Genomic DNA, 16,477 nt, shown 5'->3' on the forward strand with positions numbered 1-16,477 from the left:
TGTCGCATTTGAACGATTCAGATTCTGGTAACGCTGCCGGCCGCGCAGGGCGGGCCCTGATGAGCGCAGCGGCGCCGGTGGCACGCACGCCTGCGCGGAGCCCGTACCCCGCGCGGGCACACTGCTCCTTGCTCAGCGCTCGCGCAGTGCCTCGTCACGCAGCATGCGCGCGGGCTTGACCAGATAGTCCAGCACCGATTTTTTGCCCGTCAGAATCTCGACGGTCGCGACCATGCCCGGGAGGATCGGAAGCGGCTGCTGGGCGGTGCCGAGATGGTTCTTCTCGGTGCGCACCATCACGCGATAGAAGGTCTCGCCGCGCTCGTTCTTGTCGCCCTTCTCGTCGGTGATCGTGTCGGCGCTGATGCGCTCGACGCGCCCGTGCAACGAGCCGTACACAGACGAATCATAGGCGCTGAGCTTGACCACCGCCTCGTGGTTGGGGCGGATGAAGGCGATGTCCTGCGGACGGATGCGGCCCTCGACCAGCAGCGTGTCGTCGAGCGGCGTGATCTCCATCAGGCTGGCGCCCGGCGCGACCACGGCGCCGATGGTGGTGACGTTGAGCTTGTTGACGATGCCGCGCACCGGCGAGCGCAATTCGGTGCGCCGTACCCGGTCCTGCGCCGACTTGATGTTCTCGTCGAGCACGGCGAGATCGCCGCGGGATTTCGCGAGATCGTCTTCGGCCTGGGCGCGAAAGGCGGTGACGATGTTGAGCCGGCGCGAGCGCGCCTCCTGCACCGCGGCCTCGGTCTTCACGATGCTCGCCTGCACCACCGCGAGCTGCCCGCGCATGTCGGTGGCCTGGCGGTCGGCACGCAGCATCTCGATCTCGGGCACCACCTTCTGGTCATAGAGCTTGCGGGTCAGACCCAGCTCGCGATTGAGCAGCGCCAGCGTCTCCGAGAAGCGCTTCTCGGTCGCCCTGAGCTCGTCGATCTCCTTGCTCTTCTGCTGCTCCTGCTGCTGCACCACGTCGACGTCCTGCGCGAGCTTGCGCGCATGCGCATCGAACACGGCACGCTCGCTCTGGACCGCGCGCGGGGCGTCGGCGACGAGGTCATCGGGAAACGCGACCGGGCTGCGGCCCTCGGTCTCCGCCGCGAGCCGGATCACCCGGGCGGCCATCGCGCCGCGGCGCTCGCGGATCTCGCCGAACTGCGAAGCAAAATTGGTGTCCTCGATCCGCGCCAGCGGCTGATCCTTGTCGACGATCGCGCCTTCCTGCACCAGGAGATCGGCGATGATGCCGCCTTCCAGCGACTGCACCACCTGGGTCTGGCGCGACGGCACGACCTTGCCATTGCCGCGCTTGACCTCGTCGAGCACGGCGAAATGCGCCCAGATCAGGAAGGTGAAGAACAGGCCGAGCGAGGCGAGCAGCAGCATCCGCGCCGTCTTCGGCGTGCGCAGCTCGACGGCAGCGCGGATGTCGTTGGAGAACGCGAAATCGCTGTGCGCCATGTCACCTCGTCCCCTGGACCGGCTTCGCGGTGTGGCTCGCGGCCGGCGCCGCCGCGGGCGGCTGCGGACGCAGCATGGTGAGGATCTGCGCGGTCGGCCCGTCGGCGACGATCTTTCCGGAGTCGAACACCAGGATGCGGTCGACGAGGGACAACAACGACGGCCGGTGGGTCGAGACGATGATGGACATCTCGCCCTTGGCCAGCAACTTCAGGCGCTCGAGGAATTCGCCCTCGCTGCGGACGTCGAAATGCGCGGTCGGCTCGTCGAGGAACAGCACGCGCGGCTTACGGATCAGCACGCGCGCCAGCCCGATCGCCTGCTTCTGCCCGCCCGACAGGCTGCGGCCGCCTTCGGCGATCATCATCTCATAGCCCTGCGGATGGCCCGCGATGAAGGTCTCGACGCCGGCGAGCCGCGCCGCCTCCAGCACCTCCTCATCGGTCGCTGCGGGGCGGCCGAGCGTGATGTTGTCGCGCAGCTTGCCGTAGAACAGGTCGGTGTCCTGCAGCACGAAGCCGATGCCGGCGCGCAGATCGGCCGGATCGTATTGCTGGATGTCGATGCCGTCGATCAGGATGCTGCCTTCGGTCGGCGGATAGAACGCGGTCGCGAGACGGCCGACCGTGGTCTTGCCGGAGCCGACGCGGCCGATGATGCCGATCTTCTCGCCCGGCTTGATGTCGAAGGAGACGTTGTCGAGCGCCTTGGTCTGGCTTCCCGGATAGGAGAAGCTGACATTCTTGAACTGGATGCGGCCCTGGTTGATCTCGCGCGCGACGTAGATCTTTTCCGGCGGACGCTCACGGTCCAGCGACATCAGCCGGTCGATCGAACGCAGCGCCGACGTCGTCTGGGTGAAGCGCGTCATCAGGCCGGCGATGCCTGCGATCGGACCGAGCACGCGCCCCGACAGCATGTTGGCCGCCACCAGCGCGCCGACCGAGAGCTTGCCGTCGAGGATCAGGAACACGCCGACGACGACCAGCAGCAGGCTGCAGAACTGGCTCGCGACGCTCGCCGCGGTCATCGCCATCGACGCCCAGAACTGGACGTCCTCGCTGGAGCGCGCCTGCGCCGCCACCGAGCGCTCCCACACCGTCTGCACGCGGCTCTCGCCGGCGACCGCGCGGACTGTCTCCATCCCGTTCAGCGATTCCACCAGGATGCCGTGACGCGCGGCGGATTGCGCCTGCATCTGCCGCATCGCGCGTTCGAGCGGCCGTTGGATCAGCAGCCCGACGGCAATCATCACCGGCAGCATCAGCAGCGGAATCCAGGCGATGGGACCCGCGATGATGAACAACACGATGATGAAAACGACCGCGAACAGCATGTCGGTCGCCGAGACCACGGTACCGGACGTGAAGAACTCGCGCACCGAATCGAAGTCGCGGAGCTGGTTGGCGAGGATGCCGACCGATGGCGGCCGCTTGTCCATCTTCAGCGACATCACGTGCTCGAAGATGTTGGCGGCGAGCACCACGTCGATCTTCTTTCCGGTCATGTCGATGATGCGGCTGCGCACCACCTTGAGCAGGAAGTCGAATCCGATGGCCAGCATGAGGCCGACGCCGAGCGCGACCAGCGAGGGGATCGCGCCATTCGGAATCACCCGGTCGTACACGCTCATCGTAAACAGCGGCGCCGCCAGCGCCAGGATGTTGACGATGAACGCGGCGATCGCGACATGGCCGTAGTTGGCGCCGAAGCGGCTGACCACCGACCAGAACCAGTGCGTCTTCGACACCTCGCCGGCCGCCGCCACGCGCGGATCGACGACTGCGGCGGGCCGCACCAGATAGGCGAAGCCGACATATCGCGCCGCGACCGCCTCGAAGCGCTCGATCGCCGGCTGTTCGCGGCGCGAGGGATCGACGATGGTGAGACGGCCGGCGGCCTCGTCGATCGTCAGCAGGATGCGCGTGGTGCCGTCGTGAAACATCAGCACGCAGGGCAGCACCAGCGCGGGTATCTCGCTCAGCGGCCGTTCGACCAGTTGCGCCTCGAGCCCGGCCCGCTGCGCGGCGCGCTCGTACAGCGCGATGCTGAGCACGCCGCTTTCGAGCGGCAGTCCGGACAGCAGCGCGCTGCGGCTCAAGGCGCGGCCGTGATGAGCTGCGAGGTAAAGCAGACTGTCGCTGAGAGGATCAGCTGCCGGTACGGCTGTGCTCATCTGCGGCATCACATGCGCCGTCTCTTCGAGCTCGAACCTTGTCGGACGAATATTCAACAACGCCTCGGAAATCCATCTGGCCCAACGACCCACGCGGGCCTGCACCCATCGCTTCTTGCTAATAATTTGCTCTAGCCTAGTTCTTTGGCCTGCACCCGACTTTTTCGAGACTTTTACGGGTGTTTCTCGACAATCTCAGCGCAAAGTAAATGCATATGGTGAAAAGCCGGCGCGAGATGCACCGGCTTTTGTTAGTTGCAGCTATTTCGACGCGGGCCCGTTGGGGCTCTGAGCAAATCCGCCGTACTTTCCGGAGGTAACAAACAACGTCGTATCCTCGGGATCGCTCGAGGCCCACCGATCGCCAAAGGTAATCGGTGCAGGATGCTTCGGCGTACCATCATGCAGGCCGAACAGCGGCACCGGGCCAGCAGAGCTCAGCGGCTGCGGTCCGGGCGCCGGCGCACTCAGCCGAATGGGAGCCAGACTGTAGCCGATGAAGCCGCTCGGCGTATCCACCGGCTCGGTCTCCGGAGGATGCCCGGTCTTCAGGTAGTTCAGCATCTGGCCCATCGCGGCGAGCAGCTGATAGTCCGCGAACACCACCACACCGCGCGCAGACACCAGCGACACGTTGGCGTTGAAGTATTGGTTCTGCGAGTTGAGGAGATCGATCAGCGTGCGCTGGCCGAGCTCATACTCCTTGTTGTAGGCGACGAAGGTGCGGCGGGCCGCTTCGACATCGCGGACGAGAGCCGAGACGCGATCAGCCGTGATGATCCGGGCCGCCCAGGCCTTGTCGATCGACTCCAGCGCATCGCGCTGCAGGCGAGCATGCTTCTGCTGCTCCTGGATCATCCGCTGCGCGGCTTCCTCGCGGCGCCAGCTGTTCTGGCCGCCGTTGAAGATATCCCAGGACGCAACGACCTTGCCGCTGACCTCGTCGTAACGATTGTTGTAGGTGATCGATTCCTTGCCGGTCGTCGCGCGGCCTTCCAGCGAAAGCGTCGGCAGGAAGGTGCCGGTGGTGGCATCGAAGCCGCGCTTGGCGGCCGTCACGTCCGCCGCGGCAGCGCGCAGGGTCGGATTGAACTTGTAGGCGATGTCGAGCGATTCCGCCTTGTCGCGCGGCATGTCGGACAGCCGGCCGGGGAAACGCAGATTATAGGGCTCGACGCCGACGACCTTGCGGTACTTCGCCCGCGCCACTTCGAGGCTGAGACGGAATTCTTCGAGCACGGCCTGTGCTGCCGCGACCCGCTCCTCGGCCTGCTGCGTGTCGCCCTCGCCGGCCCGGCCGCCCTGGAAACGGGCCAGCACGTTCTTGCGCAGTTCGAGATGAACCTTGAGGTTCTTGTCGGCCAGCGCGACCAGCCTGGAGTAGCGCACCACGTCGACATAGGCTTCGGCGGCATCGAGACCGATCAGCTCGGTTCGCTCCAGCACGCGGTACGCGGCGGCATCGACCCGCGCGGCCTGTCGCCACACTTCATTGATCGAGGAAAAACCATCGAACAGCAACTGGCGGACCACCACGCCGGCCTCGCGGCCGCGCAGGTAGCGGCCATTATTGCTCGGCGCCGGCGAGACATACTGCTTGAGCATCTCCGGCCCGGCGCTCGCATCGAGCCGGACCTGCGGCAGCAGCGTGCCCTGGGACTGGCGAAGCTCGGCTTCGGTGGCCCGCCGATTGGCTGCGGCCTCCCCGACGCCGGGATTGGTCTTCACCGCCTGGTTGATGGCATCCTGGATGGTGAACGGCTCAGCGCCCAATGCCGGGCTGAAGCTCATTCCCACAACACATATGAAAATGGGTGTATATACGATCTTCAACATAGGGAACCGATAACAAACCCGAGATCGGCTCGCAATGTGACTCGCCACAGTTGCGGCGAAAAATCGACCGGTTGTGGCAGAATAGCTACGCTCCGCCATATTCTCCGGAGCGGAGATTTCAGAATCTGAAGCAAAATCAAAGCAGTGGGAATGAAGTAAAGCCGAGGCGGTGATTTAAAGTCAGCTATTTATTTCACAAAGAAAAATCTCGCCTCGGAGAATGTCGAGTTTTTCGTGTTTGTCTTCAATATGGACCGCTTCCGCGGCATTAAGTGAGATGGGCCCTCAGGCGACACAGCGGAACGGCAACAGGCGATCAGTCGCACGCCATTGCCACGCCGGCCCGCCACGACGGCCGTGAGCAATCGCCGCCCCGGCATCAAGGAACAACGAAGGATCCAATGAATATCGCGACCGACCGCCGGGCCCGAGATGCGAGGCATATATTTCGACGCACGGTCTGCAGCGAAACAATGGCTAAGGGGGTCCATTGCCCTCGAAAAATCTCGTCGAGCTGAAAGGCAGTAGATGGTGGGGGAGGCAGGACTCGAACCTGCGAAGCCATGAGGCGGCTGATTTACAGTCAGCTCCCTTTGCCACTCGGGACACTCCCCCGTATCGATGGCAATTCGGGCCGGCCGCGGAACAGCAGCGTCGGGGACCATCAGCGCCATGGAGACGGTAAGACCGCGGGGCCCGGATGAGCGGGCGCGCGCGGCCGGGGCCCTTATGATCGAACCCGCCCCTCGAAGTCAACCAAGGGACGACGAATTTTCCCGCCTGAGCGGTGCCAAATTGCCAGAATCCGCAGGCCGTGACAGAAGCTCGTGCCATGAGCGAACGCGACCGAAAGCCCCCTTTTCGCCGTCCGGGCGGCAAATTCTCCGGCAAACCGCGCGGATTCGAGCGGCCGCAGCCGTGGCGTGAACGCGACCACGGCTCGGATGGCCCCGTCATTCTCTATGGCTGGCACACCGTGACCCTGGCGCTGGCCAATCCGAAGCGGAGGATTCGCAAACTTTACCTGACCGAGAACGCTGCGCGGCGGCTCGCCGACGAGCGGATCGAAACAAGGGTGACGCCGGAGATCGTGCGCCCCAGCCAGATCGACCAGCGGCTCGGTCCGGACGCCGTGCACCAGGGCCTGCTGGCGGAGGCAGATCCCCTGCCCTCGCCGGACATCGACACGCTCGCGGCCGAGGGGCTGATCCTGGTGCTCGACCAGATCACCGACCCGCACAATGTCGGCGCCATCCTGCGCTCGGCGGCAGCATTCGACGTGAAGGCGATCGTGACCACCGCCCGCCACAGCCCGGAGGCCACCGGCGTGCTGGCCAAATCAGCCTCCGGTGCGCTCGAACTGGTGCCGATCATCACGGTGCAGAACCTCGCTCGCGCCCTGACGCGCCTGAACGAGCGCGGCTTCCAAACGGTGGGGCTGGACAGCGCGGGCGAGCAGGACATCGCGGCGGTCGCCTTGCGCGAGCCGCTCGCGCTGGTGCTGGGCGCGGAGGGCAAGGGCCTGCGGCAATTGACGCGCGAGACCTGCAGCGTCGTGGCACGGCTCGACATGCCCGGCGCCATCAAGAGCCTCAACGTCTCCAATGCCGCCGTGCTCGCGCTCTATATCGGCGCGACCCGGATCGGATTGATGCCGAAATGATCAAACGCCCGCGCGCCGAGGCGCACGGGCGTTGGCCTGAACGAATGTCCGGCTGATCAGTAGTAGCGGCGCAGCACGCGCTGGCCGTGATAGTAAGGGGAGGCGCCCCAGCGATAGGCGTGGCGGCGATGGTGATAGCTGTAGACCGGCAGCGCCTGCTCCTCATAGGCCGGATACGGCGCGAAGGCGCCTGGACCACTGTAGGTCGGCCCCTGGTTGACGTAATAATACTGCCGGGTCGGCTCGGACAGCCGCTCATAGCTCGCGCCGCAGGCGCCGCAGCCGTGGCCATAGGTGTAGCCGGGCTGATAGAAATATTGCGGCCGATACGTCACCGTCGGCTGGTACGTCACGGTCGGCTGATAGGTGACCGTCGGCTGATAGGTGACCTGCGGCGCGCAGGGGGTGGCATAGCCGCACGGGCCGCAGGCGGTGGCGCCGCAGGCCGCGGCCGGTGCGCCGCCGGCGACGGCGAGACCGGCAATCGCGACAAGTCCTGAAATTACTCCACGCATAACTCTCTCCTGTTGATCTGTTCTTGCTTGTCTTGCTTGTGTTTGGCTGTCGATGGTGAATTGCTCGCTAGCGGCGGTAGGCCGGCGGCCGATTGGGATAGCCGCGTGGATCACCATCGGGCGGAGCCAGGATGACGGCAGGCGGATACATCGGCACCGCCGGCTCCGGCGGCTGCATCTGGGATTGAGCGCCCCACGAGCGGGAATAGCTCTCGGCGGGCTTCGGCAGCTTGCGATCGGCCGGCGGCTCGATCTCCATCCGGCCATAGCCGGGCCTCGCTCCGAGGGTCGGATAGTAATGGCCGACATATGGCTCGGGCGGGACCGTGCGGCCGCCATAGATCGTGGGCTGCATGTATTGACCCTTGCCGAGACTGGACTGGCCTTCGACGACAGCATAGGAGGCATCAATGCCGTCGATGACGACGGGCACGCCGGGTCGCTGGGGAATGACGATCTCGAAGCCTTCGCTCGCGAGCGCGGCGGAAGAGGTCCCGATCACAATCACAAAAGCCGTTGCAATACGCATGAATTCACGCCCCGGTTGCCGTCCTACAAATACCGCAACGCGCGCCCTGATGGGTTAAACGCGCACATCAATCTGCCGGTAAGACTAACGCGCGAGCCATCATTCCGGGTTAAAGCTCCGGTCGGGTTCACGCGTGAGGGTTAATGCCTGATCATCAGCCCGCGCGGTCGCGACCATCGTGCGCAGCCCGATCGTGGAGTCACCAGCCCGACGGCTCCCTCAACCGCCCGGTTGGCCCGCTAGCCCCGCACGCGACGATCGCGATCAGTGTCGACAACGCGCGCCGCCGGCCGTCGTGAAAAACGGCGTGACCGCGGAACGGCGGCGGCCGGAGGAACTTAGGAGTTGGGGCGCAACGACGGAGTCATCCATGATCAGATCTGCAATTCTCGGGGCTGCTGTTCTCGCGACCGCGCTGGCCGGCCCGGCCATGGCGCGCGACATGCACCACCGCCACCACATGGCCCGCCACGACGGCGCGATGATGCAGCAGCAGCGCGCCGACGCCGGCTGGACCAACAATGGCTGGAACAACGACTGGAATCGCCGCGGCACCGGCTTCTGGCCGGCTGACGTCGCCGCCGGTGCCGTCGGCGCCGCCGCGGGTGTTGCTGGCGCAGCCATCGGAACCGCCGGCGCCATCGCCACCGCACCGTTCCGCACCGCCGACGCCTATGCCTACGGTCCCGGCCCCTCTTACGGCCAACCGAGCTATGATCGCGGCCCGAACGGCTACTATGGCGACTGGAACAGTTACGCGACCCGCAACGGCCTGGTCTGCCGCCCCGGCACCATGTTCAAGGGCAGCGACGGGCTGATGCACATCTGCCAGTAAAGATCGAGCCGGAGCGGCTTCGACGATCGGCTCCGACAGGGGCGGCCCAACGGCCGCCCTTTTTGCTGGGCTGATGGGGAGAAGCGGCGCTCACGCGGGGAGTAGCCGGACTGCATCAACTCTGGTAGGAACACCGCGCTTCGCGAGACCTCGTCGCAAACTGACGACGAGATCTGCGCCACCAATGTGCCTTCGCCGGCTTAGCTCAGCGGTAGAGCAGCGGTTTTGTAAACCGAAGGTCGGGGGTTCAATCCCCTCAGCCGGCACCAGCTTCCGTGCAGTTGGGATTTGCTGCGGCAATGGCTGTCACCGGCTTTAGGCGTCAATTCGCCCTCGTCCTGGCGGCTGGCTTGGCGATGCCGCTCGCCGACGGCGGCCTGGGCGCAGTCCACTCTGGATCCGGCAACGGCCCGCCGCCCTCGCCGGTCGCTCCGATGAGTTGGCCGGGCACCTGATCAGTGACCAACGCCCAACCTTGCGTCGCGCAGAACAGCCCGAGCAGACAGCCCTTGACCGCCAGAATCTTCGGGCCATCGCGCCAGATCGAGACAGCATAGGTCTTGCCGTCCTCGGCGTTGTAGACCTCGCCGCTGTGGCGGCCGTCGGCGTTCAGCTTCAGGCCGAGCAGCATCTGGTGGCCGAGCAGCAGACGGCCGCGCCTGGCCGGATCGGGATTCAGCCGGTCGCGGAACGGCTGCCCCTTGGCATCCGCCACCTCCTTCATCCAGACGATGTAGCCGCAGACGCGGTCGGCCATCGCGCCACAGCGCTCGATGCGGACGCGGGCGCGGCCGTCCTCGGTCAACCATGTGCCGACCGGATCGCCGACGGGAGCGGCGTGACCACGGCCCTCCGCCATCGACAGCAGCAGACTGACGACGATGCGCAACCCGACGCGCAGAACGAATCTCAATGTCATGTCCAGGGACCTCATTGTCTCCATGGCCTCGAGCCACGCGCTCGTCCGATGCGGTGCCATCTGCCCGCGCGGCGCGATCGTTCGCACGGCCCGCTCACTGGAGCTGTGCGACCAGGGCCTCGGCGCCCTTGTCGATCCCGGCCTCGGCGGCCGCGAGCGCACCAACGCTGGCTTTGATGTCGTAGGGCGAGGGATATTGCTTGCTGACGAAGACGCTGAGCAGTCGTCCGCTCGCGGCATCGAAAATCTCCGCCGCATAGAACACCGAGCCGGTCAGTAGTCCTTCTCCGTCGCGTGCACTCTGCACGCCGTTGTAGACGGCTCCGGCGAGATCGAAGCGGGAGGCGATGCCGAGCACCGGCGTGTTGGCGACGGCGCCGGTCAGGGTCAGCCGCACGCGCAGGGTATTCGGCCCACGCTGATGGACGATCTGGAAGCGTGTCGAGAGACTTTCCAGGAAGCGCTGCTGCATGTAGGCGGCAAGCGCAGCCTTGTCCCGATCGGACATGTCGCCGAACTGGTGATCCGCGCCGCGATAGATCACGACCGGATCGAGTGTCACCTTGTCGTAGCTGCGCCAGTCGGCGGCGGCCGCGTAGCGGTAAGGCACCCGGCCCGATGGATCGGATGTGTTGGGCGCCAGATAGCGCGCCGACGCCACTCCGGAATAGGCCACCGGCGTCACCGTGTTGCACCCCCCGCAGAGGCCCGCTGCGGCGATCGCAGCGAAGCCGGACATCCGAAATCGACTCCTCATCCCCTTCTCCACGACTGCGGCGCCGTTGCCAGCGCCTCACATGATCATCTCTATAAACCGACTAGACGGTTTGTAAATAGCAAATCGAATGAGAAGGAATGCGCGGTCGACACGGACTTCCGGCGGCATCGAGCGCCATCGGACGCAAGCCAGCCCGACTTCGCTCAGATCGAACCGTCCAAGGCTGGAGATGGCGCCGAGCTCGAGGGTGTCACCGCTCCCCGGTCGTCCCGGCCTGCCGGAATGCAGTCCATTGCTGGTCGTCGAGCAGGCGGGCAAACAGACGGTCCAGGTCCGGCTGCTCCAGCGGCGAGACGCGCAGCATCGTCATCAAGGCAAGCCCACGTGCCGCCGCCCATCGCAGGACCGCGAGATCGGCGTCATCGGCCTCGCCGCGGATCTCGGCAACTCTCTCGGCATCCTTGGCACGGGCATCGGCCAGCAATCCCGGCTCCTGGGCGAGCGCCCCGAGCATGGCCTGCGCCACCGAATATTGCTGTGCGATCAGCTCCCGCGAGATCGCGATCTGCGTCGCGAGCTCGGGCTGATCAGCCGCTTTGCCGGCTTCAGCCCTGTACCTGCTGGCGAATTCGTCGAAATGCAGGAATTGCTGTTCCAGCAGAGCCTTGAGCACCGCTTCCTTGTTGGGAAACTGGTGCATCAGGCCGCCCTTGCTCAGCCCGCTCTCGCGGGCGATGGCGTCGAGCGTCAGCCGCCCCGGACCATCGCGGGCGATGATGGTGAGGGCGGCGGTGAGCGCGGCCTTGCGCGACCGCTCGGAGCGTGAAGGGTTGTCCATCGAAGACTGCGAAGTGCCCGGACGGTGCACGAAGGTTGCGAGCAGATGATCCCCGAAGTCCGGGGCGGCTCGGTCATAGGGGCGAGCCGCCCTCCTCTGTCAAGAAGAGCTCCGGAAAAACCCGCCGCTTAGGAACCATTTGTACGCGACTGGATTTCCGGTATCGCCTTTCGCGGGTGGGGACGAAACGGGTTCAGACTGTGGCAATATTGTTGTCACATCTCACCTAGAACTCCTGCTTATCCCCAGAAGTCACTGGTCTTCAACTTGATTTCGTCAGCCGCTTTTGTTGCAATTGAGGCATCGGGGGACAAGCGTCATGACGTGGAAGGAAGAGCGTGATGCGCTGATCGCGCAGACCATGGCCTTCGTGCAGTCGGTCACCGGCAAGCCCGCCGACTTCGCCCAGTTCGAGCTGCCGACCGTTCCGGTCGGCACCCCCATCACACCGCAGCAGGCCGTGGCCGGTCGCCCGACGCATGCCGCTGTCGAGCACGTGATGGCCAACACCGTCGAAACCGAGACACGTCGCGGCGGCAACGTGCAAGTTGAGATCCCCGATGCTGTGGGGGAGCCTGCAAGGCCGAGAGCGCCCGACGCCGTCGCGTCCGAGGCTTCGTTCGCCACCGCGAGCCCGGTCCCTGCGGAGCGTTTCACAAGCATCGCCTCGCAGCTCGATCTCCAGCGCGACATGCAGGCGGAGATTCGCGCCCGCGTCGCGCGCTTCCGGGCCCATCAGGAGCGCTTCAATCGGGAGCGTCAGGAATATTTCAGCGCGACACTCGCGCGCCTGAAAGCATCGGCCGGACGGAGCGCCCTCCCTGAGGACTAAAGGCGACCGCGCCAAGGATCTAAAATGGCCGAGGGTGCACAAACGTATCCGCAATCGACACGCCGGCTCACAGCCAGGCGCACAGCAGCGCCACATTGGCGACGAAGGCGAGCAGCAGCCCAAAGGCGAGCGTCAGCTGGATCCGCCCGCAGAAGATGTGGAGATCGGTTCCCATGGGCTTAACCATCTGGCGATTCTAGCCCCGGAGTCCCACGGATTCTTTTTTCAAAAATTTAGGACTCGTTTACGACTCGGCCGCCCGAAAAGGCCCCTTTCCTGCCTCAGGCGCGCCAGTGTCTCGCTGCACGTGCCGTTCATTCTCGGTTCATCCTTCGCTTCTCCGGAGCTGTTTGGAATGCCCTACGCGCTGTTTTGCAACGACGCCAAGTTGAGCAAGGCCTATCCGACCGAGGGAGACGTCTGGAGGCTGGCGCGGCAGAGTGGGCTGGTGGTGGACGTGATGATCAATGCGCGATCGACCGCGCATCTGCAGCTCGACAATGATTACGAGATCCGGCCCTGCGCCGCCGAGCCCGAGGAAGATCCCTGGCAGAACCGTGCCGAAGCCGAGCAGGAGTTCAACATCCCGTTCGCATCCTGAGCGGCTGCGGCGGGAAGCGCGCCTTGGATGATACCATTGGCTCTGTGTACGGCTGATCCCCGAGCCTCGGCGTGCCCAGACCGAAGCCGCCGGCAGAAGACATTCACGCATTCATGCCCGTCCGCTCCCGCGGACGACTTGCCTTGATCAAGGATTTTTCGACAGACAGACCCGCGATCAGCGGGCAGCCGGAGCTGCCCGCTGGAAGGTCGCCATGAAGCCCGTTCTCAGGGCGTCGCCGTCGCCAGCGATACCGTTTCGGCCGGAAGGGCGACACAGGCGCGCTTGCGGCTGACGCCGCGGATCGCGCCGGTCACCTTCAGCACCTTGCCCGACGGGCAGGACGCGGTTTGCACCAGCGCCACCTCGTAGGGGGCCAGCATCAACGGTTCGGACTTCAGAACGGTCTGGGCGGAGCACGGCAAAACAGCCGCCGACAACAACAGCACGGACACCAAGATACGCATGTGGGATGATCCATCAAACCGGCGGACTGATAATATCAACTGATGGCGAAAGTTTCACGAAGGTTTGAAAATTTTTTCGCACCGCGTGAGCGTCCTCGAAACCATCGCCGGCCACCCGCCGGACAGCAACACGCCCGCACCAGACGGCGCGGGCGTGTTGGAATTGAGGCGCGATACGCTCGACCCGGAAGCCGTCGGCCAGGGGCTCGCGACCTCGCTTAGTACTTGCTGGCGGCCGGCCCGCCCCAGCCGAAGCGGTAGTTCACGCCGACCTTGACCGTATGCTCGTCGCTGTTGAAGCGGCTGCCCACGACCGGAGCCGGTCCGCCCGTGAAGGTCGTATTGCCGAAATTGTAGTACTGGTATTCGGCCTTGGCCGACCAGTTCGGCGCGAACATGTATTCGAGGCCGGCGCCGACGGTGTAGCCGTCCTTGGTATTGCCGGACGTGGTGAAGCCCGTCGGCACGCCGGCGACGCTCACCCCGAGATTGTTGCCGTCCCGCCAGGCGTAACCGCCCTTGGCGTAGAGCAACGCCGGTCCCCAGGTGTAGCCGAGACGGCCGGTGACCGAGCCGAGCTGGTTGGCGCCGGTCGAGGTCACAACCGTCGCCCCCGGGAAGCCGAAATTGGTCGTGTTGCGGTCCATCCAGCTGTACTGGGCCTCGATGCCGAGCACCCAGTTCGGGGCAAACTGGTAGTCGAAGCCACCCTGCACGCCGCCGAGAAAGCGCCCGTTGTTGCCTTCCAGGCTATTGTTGCCCGCGAAGGCGCCGCCGAGGTGACCACCGAGATAGAAGCCGGTCCAGTTGTAGATCGCCTGAGGGGGCGTGTAGACCGGCGCCTTGGTGTAGGTGCGCGGAGGCATGTCGGCGGCGAAAGCCGGGGCAGCCAAGGTGGTCAAGGCCACTGCACTGATCAAAAACCGCTTCATGGGACGTCCCCGTTATTCGTTTGCGACATCTATCGAACATCATGGCCGCATTTGGGTTGCCCGGCGGCGGTGACGCAGCTGTGATTGCTGCTGCGGTGTCACCAGAGGGCAACAAAGGCCTTTTGTTCCATAGGCTTCCCGAATATTTCGTGAAGCTGACGCCTCGCCCGACATTTGGTCGCCGCAAGGCGACAAAGCGTTCGGCCCGTCCCTGATTTGTGATCGGACGAACCGCTTGGCAAGGCGCTGCGACGACGTGGCAGGCCGTCGAAAACGCCGCGGCCTAACGCGTGAGGCCGGCCAGCTCCGGGAATGGCGTGTAGGTCGACCCGGCACAGAGCTCACCGGCATCCTCGACCAGGCGGTCGAACCGGCCGTCGACGAACACCGCCGCCCGCTCCTGCGCCGGACGGTAGCTGCCGTCGGACTCGCGCGCCGCATAGCGGAGACAGCTCACATAACGCAGCCGGCCACCGACCGTCCGTTGCACCGGCTCCGCCATGACGCCGTCGCGCACCCCAACCGGATTGTTCAGGTAGGTCCTCAGATAGGACAGGATCTCGCTGCGGTGGTTGGTCGGAAACGGCTGGCTGCCGACGCCACGATCACCTGTATAGGCGATGCCGCGATTGTCCTCGCTCATGAACGCGGCCGGACCGCCGCTCGCGCAGCCGGCCAACAGCAGCGCCAGCACGGTCGCCGGCCACCAGCTCGATCTCCCCATCCCCACGGCGCCCAACTCTTGCAAGCCAATCCCGCGGTCGTTCTAGCTCAAAGCCGACACCCGGGAAATCCGTACCGGCTCACGCCTTCGTCAAGCCGCGACCGCCGGAGCGCTCTGGCGCTCCGGCGGTCGACGATCAGATCTGGCTTGGCCAGGCCGTGGCCGGATCAGCCGCGGCGGGTCGCCGGCGTCACGCGCTTGAGGCTCACCTTGTTGTGATGGCTGAGATGCGCGACGTGGCGATGCTTGTGGCGGACAAGCGAGGCATGCGGCTTGGTCTTCGTCTTGCCGACGGTGGGCTTCATCTCGTTGACCTTGTCGCCGGCCTGCATCGCGCCCGGCTTGGTGGCGTCGGTCTTGGCCGCATCGGTCTTGCTCACATCGGTCTTCGCGGTGCCAGTGGTCTGGCTGGACTTCGCGGACGTATCGGTTTTTGCAGGACCAGCGGCGAACGCGGGCGCAGCCAGGATCGACGCGGCGAGCAGCGCAACAGACATTGACTTCAGCATGGTCATCTCCGTGATGTGAAGATCTGGAGGCACCATCCAGTCCGGATAGGCTCGTGATCATGGAGACGACGATAGGGAACCGGCACTGAACCCACCCTGAAGTAAAGCGGTGTTTTCAGTTCATGGACATGAAGGGATAGTCATCGAGGTGACTGGTCTGTCATCATGTCGTCCGTATAATGCACCGATCGCGGCGCAAAATCCGCGCAAATGGCCGGGAATATTTCGCAGCTGCGGGAGTTCTTCTCCGTACGCAGTCACCTGTTGGATCGACAACTCGGGAGATACGAATGAAAAAGTCTGCGATCAGGATTGCCACGCTGGCTCTGTTCTCGATGGCCGTGGCCTCCGGGCCGCTGCTTCTGTCGAAGGCCTATGCCGCGGGCAGCGATACCCCGTCTGCGCCGCCGGCGTCGGATTCGGGCAAGAAGAAGAAGGACAAGAGCTCGAGCATCGAAGATCCGAAGTTCCTGGCGGCCTATCGCACGGCCTACACCTCGATCTATGATCGCGGCGACTACACCACCGCGATCCAGCAGCTCAAGGCGCTGAACCGCGAGGACGTCGCCGACGTCGCCAACCTGATCGGCTACTCCTACCGCAAGCTCGGCAACTACCAGGCCTCCAAGCAGTACTACGAGCAGGCCCTGGCGGATGATCCGAACCACGTGCGCACCTGGCAGTATTACGGCCTGTGGCAGCTCGAACAGGGCAACCGCGAGCAGGCCAAGTACCACCTCGACAAGGTCGCACAGCTCGCCGGCACCAACAGCCCCGAATATCGTTCGCTGGCCGACGCGCTGGAGAAACAGCCGGGCACCGGCCTCGTCTACTGACGGCGCGATCGGAGCAGCTCCGATCTCGACAGTGGCGCAACCCGAAAGGGTTGCGCCATTTTCGTTTGTCCCATGTCCCT

Annotated in this window: 18 protein-coding genes and 2 tRNA genes; 6 read left to right on the top strand and 14 right to left on the bottom strand. The window is 65.0% G+C overall.

Going from position 1 to position 16,477, the window contains the following annotated elements:
- Positions 1 to 132: 132 nt before the first annotated feature.
- From ACQR1F_RS09685 to ACQR1F_RS09700, 4 genes are all read right to left on the bottom strand, one after another.
- Entirely contained in the window at positions 133 to 1,467 is a 1,335-nt protein-coding gene (locus ACQR1F_RS09685; RefSeq protein ID WP_315801020.1) for an HlyD family type I secretion periplasmic adaptor subunit, read from the bottom strand.
- A gap of 1 nt (position 1,468) precedes the next feature.
- Positions 1,469 to 3,652: a type I secretion system permease/ATPase gene (locus ACQR1F_RS09690; RefSeq protein ID WP_410051411.1), complete on the bottom strand. Its 2,184-nt coding sequence runs from the start codon at positions 3,650 to 3,652 to the stop codon at positions 1,469 to 1,471.
- Positions 3,653 to 3,904: 252 nt separating this feature from the next.
- Positions 3,905 to 5,434, bottom strand: coding sequence for a TolC family outer membrane protein (locus ACQR1F_RS09695; protein ID WP_316237701.1), 1,530 nt, complete (start codon positions 5,432 to 5,434; stop codon positions 3,905 to 3,907).
- A gap of 574 nt (positions 5,435 to 6,008) precedes the next feature.
- Positions 6,009 to 6,094 (bottom strand) — tRNA-Tyr (locus tag ACQR1F_RS09700).
- Between the two features lie 217 nt (positions 6,095 to 6,311).
- Here ACQR1F_RS09700 and rlmB point away from each other — a divergent pair.
- The gene (gene rlmB, locus ACQR1F_RS09705) at positions 6,312 to 7,142 is read left to right on the top strand and encodes a 23S rRNA (guanosine(2251)-2'-O)-methyltransferase RlmB (RefSeq protein WP_316177041.1); all 831 of its coding nucleotides are present in this window, start codon (positions 6,312 to 6,314) and stop codon (positions 7,140 to 7,142) included.
- A gap of 56 nt (positions 7,143 to 7,198) precedes the next feature.
- Here the strand turns inward: rlmB and ACQR1F_RS09710 are convergent, their stop codons facing one another.
- A complete protein-coding gene (locus ACQR1F_RS09710) occupies positions 7,199 to 7,657 on the bottom strand; it encodes a hypothetical protein (RefSeq protein ID WP_315801024.1) in 459 nt (152 codons plus the stop codon).
- Between the two features lie 67 nt (positions 7,658 to 7,724).
- A complete protein-coding gene (locus ACQR1F_RS09715; protein WP_315801025.1) occupies positions 7,725 to 8,186 on the bottom strand; it encodes a hypothetical protein in 462 nt (153 codons plus the stop codon).
- A gap of 370 nt (positions 8,187 to 8,556) precedes the next feature.
- On the opposite strand from ACQR1F_RS09715, the gene ACQR1F_RS09720 reads away from it, so the two are divergent.
- Complete coding sequence (locus ACQR1F_RS09720; protein WP_316177037.1) at positions 8,557 to 9,021, top strand: hypothetical protein; 465 nt, start codon at positions 8,557 to 8,559, stop codon at positions 9,019 to 9,021.
- A 194-nt stretch (positions 9,022 to 9,215) separates the two neighbouring features.
- A tRNA-Thr gene (locus ACQR1F_RS09725) sits at positions 9,216 to 9,290 on the top strand.
- 53 nt (positions 9,291 to 9,343) lie between these two features.
- Here ACQR1F_RS09725 and ACQR1F_RS09730 read toward each other — a convergent pair.
- From ACQR1F_RS09730 to ACQR1F_RS09740, 3 genes are all read right to left on the bottom strand, one after another.
- The gene (locus tag ACQR1F_RS09730) at positions 9,344 to 9,940 is read right to left on the bottom strand and encodes a DUF2147 domain-containing protein (protein WP_434892408.1); all 597 of its coding nucleotides are present in this window, start codon (positions 9,938 to 9,940) and stop codon (positions 9,344 to 9,346) included.
- 94 nt (positions 9,941 to 10,034) lie between these two features.
- On the bottom strand, positions 10,035 to 10,697 hold the full coding sequence (locus ACQR1F_RS09735) for a DUF3313 domain-containing protein (RefSeq protein WP_434912933.1): 663 nt from the start codon (positions 10,695 to 10,697) through the stop codon (positions 10,035 to 10,037).
- A gap of 211 nt (positions 10,698 to 10,908) precedes the next feature.
- Positions 10,909 to 11,496 carry a TetR/AcrR family transcriptional regulator gene (locus ACQR1F_RS09740; protein ID WP_316177033.1) on the bottom strand — a complete coding sequence of 196 codons (588 nt, stop codon included), beginning with the start codon at positions 11,494 to 11,496 and terminating at the stop codon, positions 10,909 to 10,911.
- A gap of 319 nt (positions 11,497 to 11,815) precedes the next feature.
- On the opposite strand from ACQR1F_RS09740, the gene ACQR1F_RS09745 reads away from it, so the two are divergent.
- Positions 11,816 to 12,328: a hypothetical protein gene (locus ACQR1F_RS09745; protein WP_316237696.1), complete on the top strand. Its 513-nt coding sequence runs from the start codon at positions 11,816 to 11,818 to the stop codon at positions 12,326 to 12,328.
- A 67-nt stretch (positions 12,329 to 12,395) separates the two neighbouring features.
- Here the strand turns inward: ACQR1F_RS09745 and ACQR1F_RS09750 are convergent, their stop codons facing one another.
- Positions 12,396 to 12,503 carry a hypothetical protein gene (locus ACQR1F_RS09750; protein ID WP_041750859.1) on the bottom strand — a complete coding sequence of 36 codons (108 nt, stop codon included), beginning with the start codon at positions 12,501 to 12,503 and terminating at the stop codon, positions 12,396 to 12,398.
- A 180-nt stretch (positions 12,504 to 12,683) separates the two neighbouring features.
- On the opposite strand from ACQR1F_RS09750, the gene ACQR1F_RS09755 reads away from it, so the two are divergent.
- On the top strand, positions 12,684 to 12,929 hold the full coding sequence (locus ACQR1F_RS09755; protein WP_315714645.1) for a hypothetical protein: 246 nt from the start codon (positions 12,684 to 12,686) through the stop codon (positions 12,927 to 12,929).
- Positions 12,930 to 13,156: 227 nt separating this feature from the next.
- Here the strand turns inward: ACQR1F_RS09755 and ACQR1F_RS09760 are convergent, their stop codons facing one another.
- The 4 genes from ACQR1F_RS09760 to ACQR1F_RS09775 form a co-directional block, all read right to left on the bottom strand.
- Positions 13,157 to 13,396 carry a DUF6719 family protein gene (locus tag ACQR1F_RS09760; protein WP_315737532.1) on the bottom strand — a complete coding sequence of 80 codons (240 nt, stop codon included), beginning with the start codon at positions 13,394 to 13,396 and terminating at the stop codon, positions 13,157 to 13,159.
- 218 nt (positions 13,397 to 13,614) lie between these two features.
- Positions 13,615 to 14,328 carry an outer membrane protein gene (locus ACQR1F_RS09765; protein ID WP_315801032.1) on the bottom strand — a complete coding sequence of 238 codons (714 nt, stop codon included), beginning with the start codon at positions 14,326 to 14,328 and terminating at the stop codon, positions 13,615 to 13,617.
- 283 nt (positions 14,329 to 14,611) lie between these two features.
- Positions 14,612 to 15,058, bottom strand: coding sequence for a hypothetical protein (locus tag ACQR1F_RS09770; RefSeq protein ID WP_315801033.1), 447 nt, complete (start codon positions 15,056 to 15,058; stop codon positions 14,612 to 14,614).
- A gap of 161 nt (positions 15,059 to 15,219) precedes the next feature.
- A complete protein-coding gene (locus ACQR1F_RS09775) occupies positions 15,220 to 15,561 on the bottom strand; it encodes a hypothetical protein (protein ID WP_316237695.1) in 342 nt (113 codons plus the stop codon).
- A 290-nt stretch (positions 15,562 to 15,851) separates the two neighbouring features.
- Here ACQR1F_RS09775 and ACQR1F_RS09780 point away from each other — a divergent pair, with 290 nt between their 5' ends.
- Positions 15,852 to 16,397 (top strand): tetratricopeptide repeat protein, encoded by a 546-nt coding sequence (locus ACQR1F_RS09780; RefSeq protein ID WP_315801035.1) that lies wholly within the window; start codon positions 15,852 to 15,854, stop codon positions 16,395 to 16,397.
- Positions 16,398 to 16,477 lie beyond the last annotated feature (80 nt).

Source organism: Bradyrhizobium sp. HKCCYLS3013 (genome assembly GCF_051167615.1).
Lineage (GTDB): Bacteria > Pseudomonadota > Alphaproteobacteria > Rhizobiales > Xanthobacteraceae > Bradyrhizobium.

Bases quoted from the DNA above. Each gene is read 5' to 3' on its own strand.
- ACQR1F_RS09765 (WP_315801032.1), bottom strand. From the start codon at position 14,328: ATGAAGCGGTTTTTGATCAGTGCAGTGGCCTTGACCACCTTGGCTGCC.
- ACQR1F_RS09740 (WP_316177033.1), bottom strand. From the start codon at position 11,496: ATGGACAACCCTTCACGCTCCGAGCGGTCGCGCAAGGCCGCGCTCACC.
- ACQR1F_RS09775 (WP_316237695.1), bottom strand. From the start codon at position 15,561: ATGCTGAAGTCAATGTCTGTTGCGCTGCTCGCCGCGTCGATCCTGGCT.
- ACQR1F_RS09745 (WP_316237696.1), top strand. From the start codon at position 11,816: ATGACGTGGAAGGAAGAGCGTGATGCGCTGATCGCGCAGACCATGGCC.
- ACQR1F_RS09760 (WP_315737532.1), bottom strand. From the start codon at position 13,396: ATGCGTATCTTGGTGTCCGTGCTGTTGTTGTCGGCGGCTGTTTTGCCG.
- ACQR1F_RS09685 (WP_315801020.1), bottom strand. From the start codon at position 1,467: ATGGCGCACAGCGATTTCGCGTTCTCCAACGACATCCGCGCTGCCGTC.
- ACQR1F_RS09710 (WP_315801024.1), bottom strand. From the start codon at position 7,657: ATGCGTGGAGTAATTTCAGGACTTGTCGCGATTGCCGGTCTCGCCGTC.
- ACQR1F_RS09690 (WP_410051411.1), bottom strand. From the start codon at position 3,652: ATGCCGCAGATGAGCACAGCCGTACCGGCAGCTGATCCTCTCAGCGAC.
- ACQR1F_RS09750 (WP_041750859.1), bottom strand. From the start codon at position 12,503: ATGGGAACCGATCTCCACATCTTCTGCGGGCGGATCCAGCTGACGCTC.
- ACQR1F_RS09695 (WP_316237701.1), bottom strand. From the start codon at position 5,434: ATGAGCTTCAGCCCGGCATTGGGCGCTGAGCCGTTCACCATCCAGGAT.
- ACQR1F_RS09715 (WP_315801025.1), bottom strand. From the start codon at position 8,186: ATGCGTATTGCAACGGCTTTTGTGATTGTGATCGGGACCTCTTCCGCC.
- ACQR1F_RS09735 (WP_434912933.1), bottom strand. From the start codon at position 10,697: ATGAGGAGTCGATTTCGGATGTCCGGCTTCGCTGCGATCGCCGCAGCG.
- ACQR1F_RS09730 (WP_434892408.1), bottom strand. From the start codon at position 9,940: ATGACATTGAGATTCGTTCTGCGCGTCGGGTTGCGCATCGTCGTCAGT.
- ACQR1F_RS09780 (WP_315801035.1), top strand. From the start codon at position 15,852: ATGAAAAAGTCTGCGATCAGGATTGCCACGCTGGCTCTGTTCTCGATG.
- rlmB (WP_316177041.1), top strand. From the start codon at position 6,312: ATGAGCGAACGCGACCGAAAGCCCCCTTTTCGCCGTCCGGGCGGCAAA.
- ACQR1F_RS09755 (WP_315714645.1), top strand. From the start codon at position 12,684: ATGCCCTACGCGCTGTTTTGCAACGACGCCAAGTTGAGCAAGGCCTAT.
- ACQR1F_RS09720 (WP_316177037.1), top strand. From the start codon at position 8,557: ATGATCAGATCTGCAATTCTCGGGGCTGCTGTTCTCGCGACCGCGCTG.